This window comes from Luteimonas mephitis DSM 12574 (genome assembly GCF_000422305.1).
Classification (GTDB): domain Bacteria; phylum Pseudomonadota; class Gammaproteobacteria; order Xanthomonadales; family Xanthomonadaceae; genus Luteimonas; species Luteimonas mephitis.
Genome location: NZ_KE383817.1, coordinates 41097 through 61569, shown reverse-complemented (window position 1 = coordinate 61569; position 20473 = coordinate 41097). Strand labels below are relative to the sequence as shown.

Genomic DNA, 20473 nt, shown 5'->3' with positions numbered 1-20473 from the left:
TCAGGATTCCGGGGAGGTAAGGTTGTTGCGCGCGCGTTCGAGCAGTTGCGTGAGCAGGCTGCGTTCTGCCTCGCTCATCCCGGCCAGCGCGCGCTCGCGCACGCGTTCACCGCACTTGTTGATGTCCTGCCAGATGAGCAGGCCGGATTCGGTCAGGTGGATGTTGAGGGCGCGGCGGTCGGCAGGGTCGGCCGTGCGCGCGACCAGACCCTTGGCTTCGAGGCGGTCGAGAAGCCGGGTCATCGCGCCGGGATTGAGCTCGGCGGCGCGCGCAAGGTCGGTGACGCCGGCTGGACCGATCGCCAGCTTCTTCAGGGTGACGTACTGGCTGAAGGTCAGGTCGTGGCCCAGGTCGGACAGCTCCAGCTTCATCCGCGCCCACATGGCGTCGCGCAGCTGTCGGAACAGCAGGCCGAGGCTCGCGCCGCTGCCGTGGAAGGATGGGGTGTTCATGAGGGGCGGGATTTTGCTGGCTCATGCAATAGTTGTCAACGCAACTATTGTCCCGGCAACGGGATAGGCCGTCCCGGATTCCGGACGGTCCGGCTCCGCCGTCAGCCGGCGCGGTGCAGCACCAGTTCCAGCACGAACTTGCTGCCGAAGAAGGACAGCACCAGCAGCGCCATTGCCGCCAGGGTCCAGCGCACCGCGACCGTTCCGCGCCAGCCGTAGCGCCAGCGTCCCAGCAGCAGCGCGCCGAACGCGAGCCACGACAGCACGCTGAGCACGGTCTTGTGCACCAGGTGCTGGGCGAACAGGTCCTCGACGAACAGCACGCCGGTCAGCAAAGTGGCGGTCAGCAGCACGAAGCCCACGGCGATGGTGCGGAACAGCAGCGTTTCCAGTTCGGTCAGCGGTGGCAACACGCGCAGCCAGGCGTGGAAATCACGACGGCGCAGCGCGCGCTCCTGCAGCCACAGCATGATCGCCAGCAGCGCGGCAACCGCCAGCGTTGCGTAGGAGAGCAGGGCGCACCACGCGTGCAGCTGCAGGCGCACGTCCAGCCCTTCGGCCAGGTGGTGGCCGTAGCCGGCGTAGCCGCCAAGCGCGGCGGCGGAGATCGGGAACACCACCACGCCCAGCGTCGCCATCCGTCCGCGCGCGCCGACCAGCAGGGTCAGCAGCGCCATGCCGAGGCCGACCAGTGACAGTGCCGAGAAGAAGTGCAGGTCCGTACCGCCGGCCGCGCGCCATGCCATGGCGTGGTAACCGGCGTGCAGGGCCACCGCCGGCAATGCAGGTAGCAGCCAGGTGCGCCCGGTGCGGCGCTGCTCGCGCATCACTCCCACCACCAGCGCGAGCGTGGCCAGCAGGTAGAGCGCGATGGCGATGAGAACGATTGTCATCGGGGAAGTGTCGCATATGCCGCGCTCGCCGGCGCGGCCGGAAGCGTGGCCGGAAGGCTGCCGTGGCCGCCAAGCTATAATCCGCGGCCGTTTTCCCGAACCCTCCCGCACCCATGTTCGAATCCCTGACCCAGCGCCTGTCCGGCACCATCGAGCGCTTGCGCGGCCGCGGCCGGCTGACCGAATCCAACATCAGCGAGGCGCTGCGCGAGGTGCGGATCGCGCTGCTCGAAGCCGACGTCGCGCTGCCGGTGGTGCAGGCGGTAATCCAGCGCATCAAGGTGCGCGCGGTGGGCCAGGAGGTGCTCAAGTCGCTGACCCCGGGCCAGGCGCTGATCAAGGTCGTGCGCGACGAGCTGACCCTGGTGATGGGCGCGGCTGCCAGCGACCTCAACCTCAACGTGCCGGCGCCTGCGGTGATCCTGATGGCCGGCCTGCAGGGCGCGGGCAAGACCACCACGGTGGCCAAGCTTGCCAAGCACCTGAAGGACAAGCGCAAGAAGAAGGTGATGGTGGTCAGCGCCGACGTCTATCGTCCGGCCGCGATCGAGCAGCTGAAGACGTTGGCCCAGCAGGTCGACGTGCTGTTCTTCCCGTCGACCGCCGACCAGAAGCCGGAAGCCATCGTCCGCGCCGCCATCGACGATGCGCGCAAGTCCTATGCGGACGTGCTGATCGTCGACACCGCCGGTCGCCTCGCGATCGACGAAGCGATGATGGCCGAGATCAAGGCCCTGCACGGCGCGGTGAACCCGGCCGAGACCCTGTTCGTGGTCGACTCGATGACCGGCCAGGACGCCGCGGTCACCGCCAAGGCCTTCGGCGAAGCGCTGCCGCTGACCGGCGTGGTGCTGACCAAGACCGACGGTGACGCGCGCGGCGGCGCGGCGCTTTCGGTGCGCTACGTCACCGGCAAGCCGATCAAGTTCATCGGCACCGGCGAGAAGGTCGACGGGCTGGACGTGTTCCACCCCGATCGCGTCGCCAGCCGCATCCTCGACATGGGCGACGTGTTGTCGCTGGTCGAGCAGGTCGAGCAGCAGGTCGACCAGGACAAGGCGCAGAAGCTGGCCGAGAAGGTCGCCAAGGGCAAGAAGTTCGACTTGAACGACATGCGCGACCAGCTCGAGCAGATGCAGAACATGGGTGGCCTGTCCGGGCTGATGGACAAGCTGCCGGGCGTGGGCAAGATCCCCGAGCACGTCAAGGCGCAGGTCACCGGCAAGGAAGTGCCGCGGATGGTCGCGATCATCAACTCGATGACCAAGAAGGAGCGCCGCAACCCGGCGCTGCTCAACGGCTCGCGCCGCTCCCGCATCGCCAAGGGCGCGGGGCTCACCCCGGCCGACGTCAACAAGCTGATGAAGCAGTACCAGCAGATGGAAAAGATGATGGGCAAGCTGGGCCGCGGCGGCATGAAGGGCATGATGCGCGGCATGAAAGGCATGATGGGCGGCGGCGGGATGCCGTTCCGCTGAGGTCACTTTGGCCCGGCCCAGGCCTGCCGAGGGGATTCGGTGGCAGTCGCCGCTGCGGAATCGGCCATGGCCGCGATGGGCCGCATGGTGATTCGGTTGCGGACACGGGCAATGAACGAAGACGGGCGATGAACTGATGTCCGGACTTGGACGAATGCGGGCGATAGCCGTTGCCGATGGAAGGGGGCGGCCGGCAGGCGCGGCCGCCGCCGCGGAGCGTCGGCGTTGAACATCATCCTGTGCAATGGCCGGCGCGCCGATGCGGCCGACCTGGTGGCGCTGGCCATGCGCAACCACGGGCACTTCACCACCATGCAGGTGCGCGACCGTGCGGTGCGCGGGCTGGACCTGCATCTGGCGCGGCTGCGCGCGGCCACGCGCGAGTTGTTCGACGTTTCACTCGACGACACGCACGTGCTTTCAGGGCTGCGGCAGGCGCTGGACATGGTGGCTGCCGGCGACTGCACGGCACGGGTGACCGTGTGCGCGCGGGATTTCGAGCGTGCCGCCCTGGCCTCGCAGCCGCTGGCGGCCAGGGACCTCGACGTGATCGTGGCCCTGACCCCGCCGTGCGACCCGTCGCCCGAGCCGATGCGTGCCGCCAGCTTCACCCACGAGCGCGCGCTGCCGCACATCAAGCACGTGGGCACCTTCGCCCAGTTCCACCTTGCCCGCCAGGCGCGGGGCCGCGGTTACGACGACGTGCTGTTCGTCGGCGTCGACGGCCGGATCAGCGAGGGCACGGTCTGGAACGTGGGCTTCTGGGACGGGCAGGGCGTGATCTGGCCGGATGCCCCCGCGCTGCGCGGCACCTGCGAGAGGCTGCTGCAGGCCGGACTGGAGACACTGGGTGTCGCGCAGGCGAAGCGCGCGATCCGGCTCGCCGATCTTTCCGGGTTCCGGGCGGCCTTTGCCTGCAACTCACGCGGGGTGAGGGCGATCGGGGCCGTGGACGAGACCGCTTTCGCTGCGGATGACGGCCTGATGGCGCTCTTGGGTCGCGCACTGCAGGCCCGGCCGCCACAGCCCCTGTAGGAGCGCACCTCGCGCGCGACCGGGCCGCTGGCGCGGCGATCGCGCCTGCGATCCGCCGCGCCTACCCACGGCTGCGGGACTTGGCTATAATCGCCGGCTTACCTCGCCGTCCTGGCGACTGGGCAACACGAGAACATCATGGTCAAGATCCGCCTTACCCGTGGCGGCGCCAAGAAGCGCCCCTTCTACCACATCATCGTCACCGACCACCGCAGCGCACGCGATGGCCGCAACATCGAGCGCGTGGGTTTCTACAACCCCGTCGCGTCGGGCTCCGAGAAGCGTATCGAGCTCGATATCGCCCGCGTCGACCACTGGGTCGGGCAGGGCGCTCAGCTGACCGACAAGGTCCGCAACCTGTACAAGGAAGCGACCAAGGTCGCCGCGGCTGCCCCGGCAGCCGAAGCTGCCTGACGCACCGGCCGCGCCCGGCGCGGCCATCGCTTACATGGAAGCCGAGGCGCGCCGGCCCTTGCAGGGCATGGTCCTGCTGGGCAGGGTCCACGGCGCGTTTGGCGTGCGTGGCGAACTGAAGCTCGAGTCGTTCACCGAACCGGCCAACGCGATCCTGCGCTACCAGCCATGGATCCTGCGCGATGCGCAGGGTCGGGAACGCGAACTGGCCGGCGCGCGTGGACGCCTGACCGCGAAGGGCATCGTCGCGACGTTCCCGGAAGTCGTTGATCGTGACGCCGCCGAGGCGCTGCGCGGCAGCGAAATCTGGGTGGCGCGTTCGGCGCTGCCGCCGCCGAAGCCCGGCGAGTATTACTGGGTCGACCTGGAAGGACTGCGCGTGGTCAACGTCCAAGGCGTCGACTTCGGCCGCGTTTCGCACCTGTTCTCCACCGGCGCCAACGACGTGCTGGTGGCGGAAGGCGAACGCGAGCGGATGATTCCCTTCCTGCAGCCGGATTACATCGTCTCCATCGATTTCGACGATGGCGTGGTCACCGTCGACTGGGACGCCGAGTTCTGAGGGGTCGGGATTGGTGGCTGAGGATGGGTGATTCGTGATTCGCAAGGGCGGGCTCGACACCAGTTTCTTCTGCCGCCGGCTGTTCACAGATTTTGGCGAGAGATCGCGTCTGCAATCGTCCCGCAAAAGCCGAGTCGGCGTTTGCGAATCCCCAATCCCCAATCCCCAATCCCCAATCCCTGCTCCATGCGCATCGACATCGTCAGCCTGTTCCCCGAATTCGTCGCCCAGGTCGCCGGCCATGGCGTCGTCGGGCGTGCGCAGGAGCGCGGGCTGCTGTCGCTGCACGGCTGGAATCCGCGCGACCACGCCGAGGGCAACTATCGTCGCGTCGATGACCGCCCGTTCGGCGGCGGCCCTGGCATGGTGATGCTGATCGACCCGCTGCGCGCCTGCCTTGCCGCCGCACGCGCGGCCGATCCGGCGCCTGGGCGCGTGGTCTACCTCAGCCCGCAGGGCCGGCCGCTGACCCAGACGAAGGTCCGCGAACTGGCTGCCGAGCCGCGCGTGATCCTGCTGTGCGGTCGCTACGAGGGCGTCGACGAACGCCTGCTGGCGGCCGAAGTGGACGAGGAAATCTCGATCGGCGACTACGTGCTCTCGGGTGGCGAATTGGCCGCCGCGGTGGTGGTCGACGCGGTGGCACGGCTGCAGGAGGGCGCCCTGAACGACGCCGAATCCGCGGTCCAGGACAGCTTCGAGGGCGATGGCCTGCTCGACTGCCCGCACTACACCCGCCCGGTCGAGCACGCCCTGGGCAGGGTCCCGGAGGTGCTGCTGTCCGGCAACCACGCCGAAATCGCCCGCTGGCGCCGCCAGCAGGCGCTGGGCAGGACCTGGCTGCGGCGTCCGGACCTCGTCGACCGCGAGGCCCTGTCCGCGGCGGATCGGCGGCTGCTGGAGGACTTCCTCGGCGCGGCCGGCGATGGCCCCGGCACGCCCACGTAACCCCGTAGCGCGCAAGGGAAAATTGCCGCTATAATTGCGCGCTTAGCTCCACCCATGCCAAGACGCGGGTCCACGTGCACTCGCGCTACAACAACGCCTTCAAGGCATTCCCAACAGGCAAGCAACCCAGGTCATCGTCATGAACAAGCCTTCGCTCAACACGCTGCTGCAGAATTTCGAAACCGAACAGGCCCAGCGCAAGCTGCCCGACTTCGGTCCCGGCGACACGGTCATCGTCAACGTCAAGGTCAAGGAAGGCAACCGCGAGCGCGTGCAGGCCTACGAGGGCGTGGTCATCGGCAAGAAGAACGCCGGCCTCAACTCCGCCTTCACCGTGCGCAAGATTTCGCACGGCTTCGGCGTCGAGCGCGTGTTCCAGAGCCACAGTGCCGCGATCGACTCGGTTGAAGTCAAGCGCCGCGGCGCCGTGCGCGCCGGCAAGCTGTACTACCTGCGCGGGCTGGAAGGCAAGAAGGCGCGCATCAAGGAAGACCTGGCCGGCAACGCCAAGGCGCGTGCCGCCGCGGCTGCCGCCGCTGCCGCTGCCGAGTAATTCCTCCGGCATCGCTGCACGAACGGCCACCCTCGGGTGGCCGTTTTCGTTTGCACTGTTCTCCGCCGTGAAAACGGTGGCAACCGATTCCCGGCTATTCGCAAGAGCGGCGGAAGCCGCTATGCCTTGCACGGGGAAGGCGTCGCGGTTTCCGCCGCCCTTGCGGCCGCATGTCGCCTGCCGCCGTCATGATCGCGGCCCCTGGTCCGCCACCGGCGAAGGCGCCTGCGACGGCACTTCCGAAGGCACTGCGATTGCATCCGGATCCGGCTCGAGCATCTTCGCCTGGCGCCAGTTGCCCCAGCGGTAGTACGCCATCGACATCAGCATCGAGCACAGCGCGCTGACCGGAAAGCTCCACCAGATCGCGTCGATGCCCAGCGCCGGCTGCAGCAGGTCGGCGAACGGGATGCGGATGCCCCACATCGCGATGCCCAGGATCACCAGCGGCGGGATCACCGCCCCGGTGGCGCGAACGACGCCGGAGATGACGAAGCTCACGCCGAAGAACAGGAACGACCACACCGCGATGTGGTTGAGGTGGCGGCCGTGTTCCAGCGCCGCGCTGCCGTCGGGCAGGAACAGTGACAGGGTGGTGTGGTCGAACAGGATCACCGGCGCGATCAGCAAGCCGGTCATCAGGAAGTTGAACGCGGTGCCGGTGCGCGCCGTGGCGTTGACCCGGTCCCAGCGCCCGGCGCCGACGTTCTGCGCCGCCATCGACGAGCACGCCGCGCCGATCGCCATCGCCGGCATCTGGATGTAGGTCCACAGCTGCAGCGCGGCGCCATAAGCGGAGGCGTAGTCGACGCCATGGGCATTGACCATGCTGATCATCATGATCATCGCCAGCGAGATCACGATCATCTGCAGGCCCATCGGCACGCCCTTGATCACCAGTGCGCGGAGAATCGCCGGGTCGGGCCGGTAGACAGCGCTCTCATGCCGGCTGATCCACAGCGGATGGCGGCGATGGCGCAGCCACAGCAGCATCGCAGCCAGGCTGACCAGGTTGGCGACCAGCGTCGACATTGCCGAGCCGGCGATGCCCATCTCCGGCAGCGGGCCGATGCCGAAGATCAGCAGCGGGTTGAACACGATGTCCAGCAGCACCGCCAGCATCAGGAACACGAACGGCGTGCGCGTATCGCCCGCACCGCGCAGGATCGCCGACAGGAATGCGAACATGTACAGGAACGGCACCGCCATGAAGATGATGCGCAGGTAGGCCTCGGCCAGCGGCAGTGCCGCGGCCGGCGTCGCCATCCACACCAGGATATGCCGCGACAGCGGCAGGCCGGCGAAGGCGATCGCCAGCGACACGAGGAAGAAGAACGTCGCGCTGGTGCCGATCACGCGCTTGGCCTGCGCGGTGTTCTTCGCGCCGATCGCCTGCGCGACCAGGATGGTCGCGGCCATGCCGACGCCGAACACCGCGCCGATCAGGAAGAACATGATGTTGTTGGCGTTCGCGGTCGCGGTGAGCGCCTCCTCGCCGAGGAAGCGGCCCACCCAGATCGCGTTGACCGAGCCGTTGAGCGACTGCAGCACGTTGCCGGCCATGATCGGCAGCGCGAACACGAACAGGGTGCGGCCGATGGGGCCCTGGGTGAGGTCACGGGATGGTTTCGTCATCGCAACATCTTGTCAGACTTGCGTGATGCATCCGTGCGCGGATCGGCGATGGGGGCCTGGCCCCGGGGACGACGGCCCGCGGTGGCTATAAGATCGTGCCGATGCCACGTCAAAGCGACCGCGCGCAACGCAAGCCGGGCGATCCCGCCGCGCCACGAGGCGTGCGGCTGGATCTCTGGCTGTGGGCGGCGCGCTTCTTCAAGACCCGAAGCCTGTCCCGGCAGGCGATCGAGACCGGCAAGGTCGAGGTCGACGGGCAGCGCACGAAGGCATCGCGCGAGGTAAAGCCCGGGGATGCGATGACGATCGTGCGCAACGACGGGACCTTTGCCATCGAAGTCGTGGTCGTCAGCGACAGGCGCGGCCCTGCCGCAGCCGCGCAGGCGCTGTACCGCGAATCCGAACAATCCCGGCTTGCACGTGAAGCCCGCCGCGATGAACTGCGCGCGGGGCGCGCCGGCTACAGGGCGCCGGAGGGCAAGCCCGACAAACGCGCCCGGCGATTGATCCGGGCGCTCGGCGACCTTGATGCATCGTAAGGCGATGCAGGCGCCGTACTATCCCGCCTGGCCCAGCGCCTGGCTTGAGGGGCCGTCGAGGATGGTTGCGGGTTCGCTTGCCCGCGATTCCATCGATGCAAGGAAGCGCCACACGAACAGCAACGTGACCAGCAGCAGTCCCGGATAGCCGATCGAAGCCAGCAGGTAGGGCAGCGTCGGATTACCGGCCTGCACGCTGGCGAGGTTGAAGCTGAGCAGTCCAAACGTGATCACGGCGCCGAAGAACCACATGCCCAGCAACCAGATGCCGCTTTCGTAGCCGGTGAGGTAGCGGCCCCAGCCGGTGGCGAACCGCGTGCCGCCCGGGTTGGCGTGGACCGTTTTCGCCGGCGCGCCGGCCGGCGCGCGGTAGCCCATCGTGATCAGGTCGTAGGCAATCAGCAGGCCGCCGATCGTGAACAGCGTGCCGAAGACCGGCACCAGGACCTTGAAGAAGTTCATCGCCGGGAAGATGTCGCCGCCAAACCAGTCCAGGCCCAGCGTACGGTAGGCGAACACCTGCACGGTACCGCCCAATGCGAACGCGAACGCCATCCCGAGCATGCCGGTGAAGACCAGCCAGAACGCGAGCTTGCCCATGCGTTCGTCGTAGTCCTTCAATCCGCGCATCAATGGCACCGCGTAGTACGCAGCGGCGATGCCGAGCATCCCGAAGGTGCCGAACAGCGCCAGGTGAGCGTGGCTGGGCGTGACCCAGGTGCCGTGCGACCAGACGTTGGTCAGCGCGAAGGTCATGGTGAAGCCCAGGATGCCGGCGCCGACCTGCTCGAGGACCACCGAGCCGAGGATGAAGTAGAACGCCGGCGCATTCTTCAGCGGCTTCCGGTCATTGTGCGCGTCCAGGTAGATGTGCCAGAAGCAGAAAATCAGCGGCAGCGGCTCCAGCGCGCTAAACAGCGAGCCCCAGAACTGCCAGAACTCCGGCGTGCCGATCCAGAAGTAGTGGTGCGCGTTGCCGATCAGCCCCGACAGCCAGACCAGCGCCACGCCCCAGAACACCGCGTAGCCCACGCTCTTGACGTTGGCGTCGAACAGCAGCACCAGCAGGAAGCCGATCAGGCTGATGTGGATGACCTCCCACACGCCCTCCACCCAGTAGTGCACGACATACCAGCGGAAATACTCGCTGACGTCCTGGCGCTCGATGAAGAACAGCCCGAAGATCCACACCAGGGTCAGCGCGACCACGCCCAGCGCCAGGCCCCAGTGGATCTCGTTCCACTCCTTGCGCGGCGGGAAGGTGCGCAGCACGACGTAGGCCAGGATCGAGAAGCCGACCAGGATGATGATGTCGGCCACGCGCCCGGCCTCCAGGTATTCCAGGCCCTCCTGTATCCACGGCTGTCCCATCCACCAGCCTGCGATGCCGCTGCTGGCGAAGCTCTGTGCGATCACGTTCCAGATCGTCACCGCCACCAGCGCGTAGAACAGGAACTTGATCAGCCAGGGCGAGGCCAGTTCGCGCTTGGACAGCAGCGGTCCGACGAACAGGATCGTGCCGATGAATCCGGACAGGATCCAGATGATGCCGAGGTTGAGGTGTTCGGCGCGGGCGATGTTGAAATTGAGCGTGCCGGCCAGCAGTGCCGGGTCGATGTGCTGCAGCGCGATGAGCATGCCGAAGCCGACCTGGATGATGAACAGCACCAGCATCAGCATGAAGAAGCGCATGCTCAACCGCTGGGTGTCGTACTGGATCTGGATCATTGTCCTGCTCCCGACAAGGTGCGGAGGTAGGCCACGATGGCGTTCACCTGATCGTCGTCGAGCATGGCCGCGTAGCTCGGCATGAGGCCGGGTGGGTAACCCGATGCGACCTGTGCGTCAGGGGTGCGGATCGATGCGGCCAGGTAGGCGTCGTCGGCCTGGACGGTGCTGCCGTCGGCCAGGGTAACGGTGGAGCCGTACAGGCCGCCCCAGCCCGGTCCGACCAGCCTGGTCGTGTCCGGCGCATGGCAGGCGGTGCAGCCGCTCTGCTTCACCAGCTGCCCGCCGTGCGCGGCAGGATCGATCGCAGCCTGGGCATCCGGGCCTGCCGCCGGGTTGCCGGCGCCCGCATCGGCCGCGGCAAGGCCCGGCATCGGCGTGGCGAGGGCGAAGCCGAGTCCGTCGACCTTGGGCTTGGGCGGCCAGCCTTCGGTGTTCATCTCCGAGGTGTACTTGAGGAAAGCGATCAGCCGAGCGACCTCGTTCGGCCGGAACGACAGGTTCGGCATGTGGGTGGTGCCCCCGCCACGCCGATGCACGCGCTCGGCGGCTCCCGGATACTGCTTGAAATACGCATCCAGGGAATTGGTGCCGCCGGCGGCAGACGGCCCGGATCCCTGCAGGTGGACCTGCACGGCGGTGGCGGTGGGCCAGCCACCGGCCGAAGGCAGGAATGCCTCCAGCCATGCGGGTCCCGCATGCTCGTAGATGTTGGTCAGGTCCGGCCCCAGGTAAGCGCCGTTGCCGAGCAGGGTATGGCAGCCCATGCAGTTGTAGGCCTGGAACACGCGCTTGCCGTCCACGGCCGAGTGCACGCCGTAACTCACGTTGGCGGGGACGGCCTGGTTGCGCGACTTCAGGAAGGACGCGACGGACAGCGCGACAAAAATGAGCGCCATCACCCCCAGTATCCCGAAGGCGCCGCGGCGCTTGCGGCCTTCTTCGCAGGGTTTGCCGGGAGCGCAGGTCATGGCGCGTCCCCCTTGCCGGCGATTCGTTCGCCGCTTTCGCCGGCTGTCGCGGCGCGTTCGAGCGCATCGTGCTCGAACAGGGTGCGCAGGACGCCGATGAAAACATGGAACACGTACACCGCGAGGGCAAGGCCCACGACAAGGTAGGCCAGCCAAGCCAGTTGCGACTCAGGCCAGTACTCGAAGTCGCGCCAGTACGGCCATGACAGGAACAGGGCCGCTACGCTGGCAATGAACGAAAGCCCCAGATCGATGATGCGAGTGCGCATGAACACTCCCCCATGGCTGGCTGGCCCGCGATGCCGATCATCGGCGCGGTTTCCGGATGCTTCTTCGAACCCTGGACCTACGCTGGCAGCATCGCCGGAAGAAGTAATTGACCTGGGTCAAGCGCCGGGCTGAAGGGCTGGAGGCAGCGGCGTTCGTGCCGGGCATTCGCCACGGGAATAAGTGCCCCGTCCGCTCTTCGGGGAGGGGGCTCCGCTGCGCGGGTGCCCGCTTGCTGCCAGCCGGGCGCCTGCAGTGACAAGAACGCCGCGGCGCCATGCGGAGCCGCGGCGAGTTGTTCCTGTCAGCGATGGTGCAGCAGTTGACCGGTGGCAGCTTGCCCAGCGCGTCGTCGCGCAGGGTCGGTCAGGCAAACGCACCCAGTTTGCGCAGCGCCGCTTCCACCCCGGCGCCATAGGCGGGGTCGGCCTTGCTGCAGTTGTCGACGTGGCGCTGCTTGATGAAGTCGGGCGCGTCGCCCATCGCGCGGGCGGTATTGTCGAACAGCGCCTGCTGCTGCTCCGGCGACATCAGGCGGAACAGGTCGCCGGGCTGCTTGTAGTAGTCGGCGTCGTCTTCGCGGTAGTTGAACCAGTCCGCCAGGTTGCCGCTGATCTTCAGCGGTGGCTCGCGGTACTGCGGCTGTTCCTGCCACTGGTGGAAGCTGTTGGGCTCGTAGTGCGGCAGGCCACCGTAGTTGCCGTCCATGCGGCCGGCGCCGTCGCGGTGGTTGCTGTGCACCGGGCAGCGCGCGGCGTTGACCGGGATCTGGTGGTAGTTGACGCCCAGCCGGTAGCGCTGCGCGTCGGCGTAGTTGAACAGGCGCGCCTGCAGCATCCTGTCCGGCGAGGCGCTGATGCCAGGCACCAGGTTGGACGGCGCAAACGCGCTCTGCTCCACGTCGGCGAAGAAGTTCTCCGGGTTGCGGTTGAGCTCGAGCTCGCCGACCTCGATCAGCGGGTAGTCGCCCTTCGGCCACACCTTGGTCAGGTCGAACGGGTGGTAGGGCACTTTCTCGGCGTCGGTCTCGGGCATCACCTGGATGTACATCGTCCACTTCGGGAAATCGCCGCGTTCGATCGCATCGAACAGGTCGCGCTGGTGGCTCTCGCGGTCGTTGCCGACAATTTCGGTGGCCTCGGCGTCGGTGAGGTTCCTGATGCCCTGCTGGGTGCGGAAGTGGAACTTGACCCAGAAGCGCTCGCCGGCGGCGTTCCAGAAGCTGTAGGTGTGCGAGCCGAAGCCGTGCATGTGGCGGTAGCTGGCCGGGATGCCGCGGTCGCTCATGACGATGGTGACCTGGTGCAGTGCCTCGGGCAGCAGTGTCCACCAGTCCCAGTTGTTGGTGGCCGAGCGCATGTTGGTGCGCGGGTCGCGCTTGACCGCCTTGTTGAGGTCGGGGAACTTGCGCGGATCGCGGATGAAGAACACGGGGGTGTTGTTGCCCACCATGTCCCAGTTGCCTTCCTCGGTATAGAACTTCAGCGCGAAGCCGCGGATGTCGCGCTCGGCGTCCGCCGCGCCGCGCTCGCCCGCCACCGTGGTGAAGCGGGCGAACATCTCGGTCTTCTTGCCGACCTTGGAGAAGATCGCCGCACGCGTGTATTTCGTGATGTCGTGGGTCACGGTGAAGGTGCCGAAGGCGCCCGAGCCCTTGGCGTGCATGCGCCGCTCCGGGATCACCTCGCGCACGAAGTTGGCCAGCTTCTCGTTGAGCCACACGTCCTGCGACAGCAGCGGGCCGCGCGGGCCGGCGGTCAGGCTGTTCTGGTTGTCGGGCACCGGGGCGCCGAACTGGGTGGTGAGGTGGGTGGGCTTGTCGGTGGGCTTGCTCACGGTGCGGGCTCCCGGGTTGAGGTGAACGGGAAAGCTAGCCCTGTTTCCGGGAAAGGGGAAATCGAATGAATCAAATCGACTGATAGCCCGGCGCTATCGCGTGGACTTCCGCGTCCGCAACAGGAAACGGCGGGCCAGGCCCGCCGTTCCGGTTCACCGCCCGATGGCCCTCAGCGCCCGCCGCCGAGCAACCCGCCGCCGATCTTCATCAGGTCGCCGATGCCCAGCTGCCCGTCGCCGTCCTGGTCGAGCACGGCGCCGAGCAGGCCGCCGCCGAGGCCCCCCTGCTGGCGGATTTCCTGCTGCTCCTGCCCGAGGATGCCGGCAAGCGCGCCGGGATCGGCGTTTGCCGCGCCGCCCGGCGCCCCGGTGCGCTGCTGGAACATGCGTTTGGCCAGGTAGGCCATCACGATCGGGGCAAGGATCTTCAGCAGTTGCCCGGCCTGACTGCTCTGCAGTCCGGTGGCCTGGGCGACGCCGGCCTGCGCGCGTTCCTGGCTGCCGCCAAAGATGTGGCCGAGGATGCCGGCGCCATCGGCCTGCCGGCCCGACGCGCCGCCGAGCACCGCGCCCAGCACGCTGCCGATGTCACCCCCGGCGTGGTCTTTCTGCAGCGCCCCGAACAGTGCCTGGGCACCTTCGGGCTGGCTGGCGTTGCGGCCAAGCGCGCCCATCAACAGCGGCAGCGCGGCGCTGACCGCGGAAGACGCCTGCGCCGGATCAATGCCCAGCTGCTGCGCGACCTGCTGGAGCGGTGCGCCCTGCAACTGCGATGAGAGGTCGTGGGTGAGGGTGGCCATGGGGTCTTCTTCAGGTGTGGGTGGGAGATCGTACGACGGTTGCGCACGAGTGCGCGTCAAAGCCGGTCCGGGCCGTCGATGCGCCGGCTCCAGTCCTCGACTTCCTGCGACTGCAGCCGGCGCTCCAGGAGCTTTCGCCACGACGGCACCAGCGGCAGTTGCAGCGCCGGTTCCAGCGCCTCGCGCGCAAGCACGCGGCCGAACAGCAGCATGCCGAGCCGCCGCAGCGTCCACGCTGGATACGGGCGCGCGTCGAGCCGCAGCGCGTCGCCTGCGTGCGCGACGCCCGGCTGCAGCACGCGGTAATACCAGCCGGTGCGGCCGCTGGACTGCACGCGGCGCGCCATGTCGGGCACGCCGAAGCGGTCGTTGAGTTTCCAGCACGGCTGCCGCCCCTGGCTGACCTCGACCAGCGCCGTGCCGAGGCGGAAGCGATCGCCGAGGCAGACGCCGTCCTCGTCCAGCCCGCGGGTGCTGATGTTCTCGCCGAACGCGCCGGGCACCTCCAGCAGCGGCGTCGCACCGAGTTCGTCGCGCCACGCGGCGTAGTGGTCGAACGCGTAGTGGTGGATCGCCTTGTCGGGGCCGCCGTGAACGCGCGGGTCGCCCTGCTCGTCGCCGGCGAAACCAAGTTCGCCGATCGACACGGGGCCGGCCAACGGCTGCTTGTCGATCGCGCTGCGGCTGCCCGGGCGCGTGTACGGCTGCGCGCGGCCCGCCAGCAACGCATCGATGCGCACGTCGGCCTGTCCGCTCACGTCAGCGACTTGAGTCGGTACAGCGCCTCGAGCGCCTGCTTCGGCGTCAGCTCGTCCGGGTCGATGCCGGCGAGCGCGTCGAGCGCGGCCGACGAGGGCGCGAACAGCCCGATCTGCTGCGGCGCATCGAGCGTGTCCGGCGACAGCGGCGGCGCGGCGCTGCGCATGTGGCGTTCGAGTTCCGCGAGCCGGCTGCGCGCCTGCGCGATCGCCGCCTTCGGCAAGCCGGCCAGCGCCGCCACCTGCAGGCCGAAGCTGCGGTCGGCGGGGCCGTCCTTGACCGCGTGCATGAACACCAGCGTCTCGTTGCCTGCCTTGTCCCGATGTTCCACCGCGTCCAGGTGCACGTTGGCGATGCCGCTGCCCGGCTCGGCAAGCGAAGTCAGTTCGAAATAGTGCGTGGCGAACAGCGTGAAGCTGCGGTTGATCGCGGCCAGGTGCCGCGCGCAGGAATCAGCCAGGGCGAGGCCGTCGTAGGTCGACGTGCCGCGGCCGATCTCGTCCATCAGCACCAGCGACCGTTCGGTGGCGTGGTGGAGGATGTAGCTGGTCTCGCTCATCTCGACCATGAAGGTCGACTGCCCGCGCGCGAGGTCGTCGCCGGCGCCGATGCGGGTGAGGATGCGGTCGATCGGCCCGATCGTCGCGCGCGCGGCCGGCACGAAGCTGCCGATGTGCGCGAGCAGCACGATCAGCGCGTTCTGGCGCATGTAGGTGCTCTTGCCGCCCATGTTGGGGCCGGTGATGACCAGCATGCGGCGGTTGCCGTCGAGCACCAGGTCGTTGGGCTCGAACGGCTCGTCGCGCACCGCCTCCACCACCGGGTGGCGGCCGCGTTCGACCTGCAGGCAGGCGTCGTCGACGAGATCCGGGCGCGACCAGTCCAGCGCCTGCGCACGTTCGGAGAAGCAGGCCAGCACGTCTAGTTCGCTCAGCGCCGCGGCGCAGCGCTTGAGCGATTCGAGGTGTTCGTTGAGTGCGTCGAGCAGGCCTTCGTAGAGCAGCCGCTCGCGCGCCAGCGAACGCTCGCGCGCCGACAGCACCTTGTCCTCGAACGCCTTGAGCTCCTCGGTGATGTAGCGCTCCGCGCCGGTCAGGGTCTGGCGGCGGGTGTAGTGCGTCGGCGCCCTGGCCGCGTGCGCCTTGCTGATCTCGAGGTAGTAGCCGTGGACGCGGTTGTAGCCGACCTTCAACGTGGCGATGCCGCTGGCCTCGCGCTCGCGCTGCTCCAGGTCGACGAGGAACTGGTCGGCGTGGGTCGAGAGCCGGCGCAGCTCGGCCAGTTCGGCGTCGTAATCGTCGGCGAAGACGCCGCCGTCGCGGGCCAGCACCGGCGGCTGTTCGACCAGGGCCTGCGCCAGCAGCGTCGCCTGGGCATCGTGTTCGCCCAGGCCGGCGACCAGCGCCTGCAGGCGTGGCGAGTCGAGCGCCGACAGCAGCTCGCGCACCCGCGGCAGCATCGCCAGCGCGTCGCGCAGCGTGCCCAGGTCGCGCGGCCGGGCCGAGCGCAGCGCGATGCGGGTGAGGATGCGCTCGACGTCGCCCAGCGCGCGGAACGTTTCGCGCAGGTCCGCGTCGCGTCCGCTTTCGCCCAGCGCGGCGACGGCATGGTGGCGCCGGCCGATGACCTCGCGATCGCGCAGCGGCCGGTGCAGCCAGCGTCGCAGCAGCCGCCCGCCCATCGGCGTGACCGTGCTGTCGAGTACGCCGAGCAGGGTGTGCTTCTGGTCGCCGTCGATGCGGGTGTCCAGTTCCAGGTGGCGGCGGGTGGCGGCATTCATCGCGATCGCGCCGTCGCTCGACTCGACCGCGATCGAGGTCAGGTGCGGCAGGCGCTGCTTCTGGGTTTCCTCGACGTAGCCGAGCAGGGCGCCGGCGGCGGCGATGGCGAGCGGGCGCTCGTCGATGCCGAACGCCGACAGGTCGTGCAGGTTGAAGAACTGCAGCAGCTGGCGGCGTCCGCTGTCGGCGTCGAACAGCCACGGCGCGCGACGGCGCAGGCCGCCGCTTCCGGTGACGAACGGCGGCCAGCCCTCCTCATCGGGAAGCAGCAGTTCGGCCGGTTGCAGGCGCGCAAGTTCGGCTTCCAGCGCATCGTCGCCGACGACTTCGTTGACCAGGAAACGCCCCCCGGCCAGGTCCGCCCAGGCCAAGCCGTAGCCATTCCTCCCGCGGACAACCGCGAGCAGCAGCGTGTCGCGGCGCTCGGACAGCAGCGCCTCGTCGGTCACCGTGCCCGGGGTGACGATGCGCACCACCTTGCGTTCGACCAGGCCCTTGCTCGCGGCCGGGTCGCCGATCTGCTCGCAGATCGCCACCGACTCGCCCAGCGCCACCAGCCGGGCGAGATAGCCTTCGGCGGCGTGGTAGGGCACGCCGGCCATCGGGATCGGCTGGCCGGCGGACGCGCCGCGCTGGGTCAGGGTGATGTCGAGCAGCTTCGCCGCCTTGCGCGCGTCGTCGTAGAACAGCTCGTAGAAATCGCCCATGCGGAAGAACAGCAGCACGTCGGGATGCTCGGCCTTGGCCGCGAAAAACTGGCGCATCAAGGGGGTGTGCTGTTCGTTGGACATCGGATCCGGGGCAGGAACGGAGAGTGGAACGGGTAGTGTGCCCGAAGCACTCGCGCGACCCGAATCCGGGGCGCCCCTTCGCCGGTTTGTGATGGTTGCCAAAGCGCCGCGATCCTGTGCTATACGTTTCCCTGTTCAGGATTTCCGCGGCGCTTGCCGCGGGTGCGCGGCCATTCCCCCACGATGGTCGTGCGAATCCGGTCCGCGAGGCATGCCTTCCGGGGCGTATCCCTCGTCGTGCCGGGCAGGAAGTCGAGTGACCGCATCGCGCGGGACAGGGCACGCTCATCCAAATCCAGACTGGGGGAAACACATGGCTATCCGCCAACCGCAACGCCAGACGCTCGCCGCCGCGGTGTTCGCGGCCTGCTTGACGATGTCAGTCGCCGCGCAGGCGCAGGAGGCCACCGCGGCCGACGCGCCCGCGAAGCCGGCCGCCGAAGCCGACGGGCCGGTCACGCTCGCCACCATGACCGTCACCGCGCAGAAGCGCGAGGAAGTCATGCAGGACGTGCCGATCATGATCACGGCGCTGCCGGAGCAGTTGCTGCAGGACACCGGCGTGACCGACATCAAGGACGTGCAATTGCTGGTGCCCGGCCTGCACGTGAGTTCGACCACCAACGAATCGCAGACCACCGCGCGCATCCGCGGCGTCGGCACCAACGGCGACAACGCCGGCCTGGAGTCGGCAGTGGGCGTGGTGATCGACGGGGTCTACCGGCCGCGCACGGGCGTGGGCTTCGGCGACCTCGGCGAGATCGAGCGCATCGAGGTCATCAAGGGCCCCCAGGGCACGGTGTTCGGCAAGAACACCTCGGCCGGCGTCATCAACGTCGTGACCCGGCGCCCGAGCTTCACCCAGAGCGCCGAGGGCGAGATCACCATCGGCAACTACGGCGAAGTCGGCGTATCGGGCGCCTACAACGACGCGCTGGGCGAGAACTCCGCCTTCCGCATCTACGCCGCCCAGCGCACGCGCGATGGCGTCACCGACGTCAATACCGGCAAGGGTCCGCGCACCGAGACCGAAGACAGCGATCGCAACTTCCACACCGTGCGCGGCCAGCTGCTGTTCGAGCCCACCGAGAACCTCTCGATCAACGTCATCGGCGACTTCACCAGCCGCGAAGAGCACTGCTGCGTCGGCGTGACCACCTCCCGCGACGCCACCGGCGCCGGACCGGCGGCGATCATCAACGCGCTGGCCGGCGGGCCGGGCGTGATCGGCAAGCCGGACCCGGAGCGCAGGCTGGCCTACAGCAACCGCAGCACCGAGCAGGACGTCAAGGACAAGGGCATCTCGGCGCAGGTCGACTGGGAGACGGGCTGGCTGGGCGGCGCCACGCTGACTTCGATCAGCGCGTTCCGCGACTGGCAGACGATCAATGCGCTGGACTTCGACTTCTCCGGCGCCGACCTGCTGTACCGCCGCAACCGGTACGACGACTCGTCCACCGCATTCGAGACCTTCAGCCAGGAGCTGCGCCTGACCGGCAGCACCGACCGCTGGGACTGGATGGTCGGCATGTTCTATTCCGACGAGGACCTGGAGCGCCACGATCAGTACATCATCGGCGCGGACTACGAGCCGTACCTGTCCACGCTGGTGGGCAGCCAGGTGCTCGGCGGGCTGGCGGCGCAGTTGCAGCCGCTGGGCATCACGGTCGACACCAGCAACCCGGCGACGTTCTTCTCCCAGGTCAGCGGCAGGCCGTTCGGCACGAACTTCATCGGCGATGCCGCGCAGGACCTGTACAGGCAGAGTTCGAAGAGCGCCGCGCTGTTCACCAACAACACGTTCCACGCGACCGACAAGCTCGACTTCACCGTCGGCCTGCGGTACACGCACGACAAGAAGGAGCTGGTTTCCAGCTACAGCAACCCCAACGGCAGCGCCGGCTGCGGGATGCTGCTGTCGAACATGGGGCTGCGGGTCGGCTCGGCGCTTGCCGGGCGGATCCCGGCATGGGGATTCCTGTCGCCGGACCAGCAGGCCGCGCTGGTCGGCGCGGTGGCGCCGAGCATCGCCGGCTACATGTGCCTGCCTTGGGCCAACGTGCTGCATAACGGGCGGGTCACCGACCAGAAGATGACCGAGAAGGAGTGGTCCGGCACGGTGAAGGCGGCCTATCGCTGGAACGACGCGGTCATGACCTACGTGTCCGCCGCGCGCGGCTACAAGGGCGGCGGTTTCAACCTCGACCGCGTGCAGTCCAACAATGGCCTGTCGAGCGGTGGCGCCGGCATCACGCCCGTGAATGACACGTCGTTCCCCGGCGAGTTCGTGGACAGCTACGAGCTCGGCGCCAAGACCACGTGGCTGGACGGCAACCTGTTGCTCAACGGCACGCTGTTCTACCAGGAGTTCACCGACTTCCAGCTCAACAGCTTCCTGGGCACCAGCTACGTCGTGCGTTCGCTGCCCGAAGTGGTGTCGCAAGGCGCGGAGATCGAGCTGCTGTGGCAGACCGGTCTCGACGGGCTGAGCCTGCAGGGCGGCCTGACCTATGCCGACACGCGCTACGGCAACCAGACGCCATATGCGGACTTGTTGCCGGGTGGCGCGCTGGAGAACCTGCCCGGCAACCTCATCAGCTTCGCGCCGCTGTGGTCGGCTTCGGCTTCGGCCACGTACCAGTGGCAGATGGGCGGCAACCTGCTGGGGCGCTTCAACATCGGCACCAAGTACATGTCCGAGCACAACACCGGTTCGGACCTGGACCCGGAGAAGGTGCAGGATGGTTTCGCGCTGGTGAACGCCCGTCTGGGCATCGGTTCGCAGGACAAGCGCTGGATGCTCGAGTTCTGGGGCCAGAACCTCACCGACGAAACCTACAAGCAGGTCGGCTTCGACGCGCCGCTGCAGCCGGGTGCATGGAACGCCTTCCTCGGTGCGCCGCGCACCTACGGAGTGACGCTGCGCGTGCAGTACTGATCGCGTTCGCAAGCCCGCGACGGCCCGCCGCGATGGCGGGCCGTTTCGTTTGCGGTCGTCGCTGGCGATGAACCGCGCGCATCGGCGATTGC

The 20473-nt window shown here is 68.2% G+C and carries 18 protein-coding genes; 8 read left to right on the top strand and 10 right to left on the bottom strand.

Features of this window, described 5'->3' with window-relative positions:
- Entirely contained in the window at nucleotides 1-453 is a 453-nt protein-coding gene (locus H570_RS0113980; RefSeq protein ID WP_027081284.1) for a MarR family winged helix-turn-helix transcriptional regulator, read from the bottom strand.
- Nucleotides 454-554: 101 nt separating this feature from the next.
- Nucleotides 555-1346 carry a cytochrome C assembly family protein gene (locus H570_RS0113975; RefSeq protein WP_027081283.1) on the bottom strand — a complete coding sequence of 264 codons (792 nt, stop codon included), beginning with the start codon at nucleotides 1344-1346 and terminating at the stop codon, nucleotides 555-557.
- Nucleotides 1347-1459: 113 nt separating this feature from the next.
- Here H570_RS0113975 and ffh point away from each other — a divergent pair, with 113 nt between their 5' ends.
- The 6 genes from ffh (at nucleotide 1460) to rplS (ending at nucleotide 6336) form a co-directional block, all read left to right on the top strand.
- Nucleotides 1460-2824, top strand: coding sequence for a signal recognition particle protein (gene ffh, locus H570_RS0113970; RefSeq protein WP_027081282.1), 1365 nt, complete (start codon nucleotides 1460-1462; stop codon nucleotides 2822-2824).
- 225 nt (nucleotides 2825-3049) lie between these two features.
- Nucleotides 3050-3859, top strand: coding sequence for an aminotransferase class IV (locus H570_RS0113965; RefSeq protein ID WP_027081281.1), 810 nt, complete (start codon nucleotides 3050-3052; stop codon nucleotides 3857-3859).
- Between the two features lie 138 nt (nucleotides 3860-3997).
- The gene (rpsP, locus tag H570_RS0113960; RefSeq protein ID WP_027081280.1) at nucleotides 3998-4273 is read left to right on the top strand and encodes a 30S ribosomal protein S16; all 276 of its coding nucleotides are present in this window, start codon (nucleotides 3998-4000) and stop codon (nucleotides 4271-4273) included.
- Between the two features lie 34 nt (nucleotides 4274-4307).
- Nucleotides 4308-4835, top strand: a complete 528-nt coding sequence (gene rimM, locus H570_RS0113955; protein ID WP_051176438.1) for a ribosome maturation factor RimM — start codon at nucleotides 4308-4310, stop codon at nucleotides 4833-4835.
- A gap of 186 nt (nucleotides 4836-5021) precedes the next feature.
- Nucleotides 5022-5783 (top strand): tRNA (guanosine(37)-N1)-methyltransferase TrmD, encoded by a 762-nt coding sequence (gene trmD / locus H570_RS0113950; RefSeq protein ID WP_027081278.1) that lies wholly within the window; start codon nucleotides 5022-5024, stop codon nucleotides 5781-5783.
- 139 nt (nucleotides 5784-5922) lie between these two features.
- On the top strand, nucleotides 5923-6336 hold the full coding sequence (gene rplS / locus H570_RS0113945; RefSeq protein ID WP_027081277.1) for a 50S ribosomal protein L19: 414 nt from the start codon (nucleotides 5923-5925) through the stop codon (nucleotides 6334-6336).
- A 186-nt stretch (nucleotides 6337-6522) separates the two neighbouring features.
- Here the strand turns inward: rplS and H570_RS0113940 are convergent, their stop codons facing one another.
- Nucleotides 6523-7971: an MATE family efflux transporter gene (locus H570_RS0113940; RefSeq protein WP_027081276.1), complete on the bottom strand. Its 1449-nt coding sequence runs from the start codon at nucleotides 7969-7971 to the stop codon at nucleotides 6523-6525.
- Nucleotides 7972-8072: 101 nt separating this feature from the next.
- Between H570_RS0113940 and H570_RS0113935 the strand changes: the two genes are divergently transcribed.
- Nucleotides 8073-8510, top strand: a complete 438-nt coding sequence (locus H570_RS0113935; RefSeq protein ID WP_036136432.1) for an RNA-binding S4 domain-containing protein — start codon at nucleotides 8073-8075, stop codon at nucleotides 8508-8510.
- A gap of 18 nt (nucleotides 8511-8528) precedes the next feature.
- On the opposite strand, the gene H570_RS0113930 is transcribed toward H570_RS0113935, so the two are convergent.
- The 7 genes from H570_RS0113930 to mutS form a co-directional block, all read right to left on the bottom strand.
- Nucleotides 8529-10238 (bottom strand): cbb3-type cytochrome c oxidase subunit I, encoded by a 1710-nt coding sequence (locus H570_RS0113930; protein WP_245559620.1) that lies wholly within the window; start codon nucleotides 10236-10238, stop codon nucleotides 8529-8531.
- The gene (locus tag H570_RS19525) at nucleotides 10235-11209 is read right to left on the bottom strand and encodes a c-type cytochrome (protein WP_027081273.1); all 975 of its coding nucleotides are present in this window, start codon (nucleotides 11207-11209) and stop codon (nucleotides 10235-10237) included. Before H570_RS19525 ends, H570_RS0113930 begins: the two co-directional genes overlap by 4 nt.
- The gene (locus H570_RS17695; protein ID WP_036136517.1) at nucleotides 11206-11478 is read right to left on the bottom strand and encodes a hypothetical protein; all 273 of its coding nucleotides are present in this window, start codon (nucleotides 11476-11478) and stop codon (nucleotides 11206-11208) included. The genes H570_RS19525 and H570_RS17695 overlap by 4 nt, the downstream gene beginning before the upstream one ends.
- A gap of 364 nt (nucleotides 11479-11842) precedes the next feature.
- Nucleotides 11843-13312, bottom strand: coding sequence for a catalase (locus H570_RS0113915; protein WP_027081272.1), 1470 nt, complete (start codon nucleotides 13310-13312; stop codon nucleotides 11843-11845).
- A gap of 170 nt (nucleotides 13313-13482) precedes the next feature.
- Entirely contained in the window at nucleotides 13483-14112 is a 630-nt protein-coding gene (locus H570_RS0113910) for a DUF937 domain-containing protein (protein WP_027081271.1), read from the bottom strand.
- A gap of 56 nt (nucleotides 14113-14168) precedes the next feature.
- Nucleotides 14169-14870 (bottom strand): MOSC domain-containing protein, encoded by a 702-nt coding sequence (locus tag H570_RS0113905; protein ID WP_027081270.1) that lies wholly within the window; start codon nucleotides 14868-14870, stop codon nucleotides 14169-14171.
- On the bottom strand, nucleotides 14867-17443 hold the full coding sequence (mutS, locus tag H570_RS0113900; RefSeq protein ID WP_027081269.1) for a DNA mismatch repair protein MutS: 2577 nt from the start codon (nucleotides 17441-17443) through the stop codon (nucleotides 14867-14869). Before mutS ends, H570_RS0113905 begins: the two co-directional genes overlap by 4 nt.
- Nucleotides 17444-17756: 313 nt before the next feature.
- Between mutS and H570_RS0113895 the strand changes: the two genes are divergently transcribed.
- Nucleotides 17757-20381, top strand: coding sequence for a TonB-dependent receptor (locus H570_RS0113895; RefSeq protein ID WP_027081268.1), 2625 nt, complete (start codon nucleotides 17757-17759; stop codon nucleotides 20379-20381).
- Nucleotides 20382-20473 lie beyond the last annotated feature (92 nt).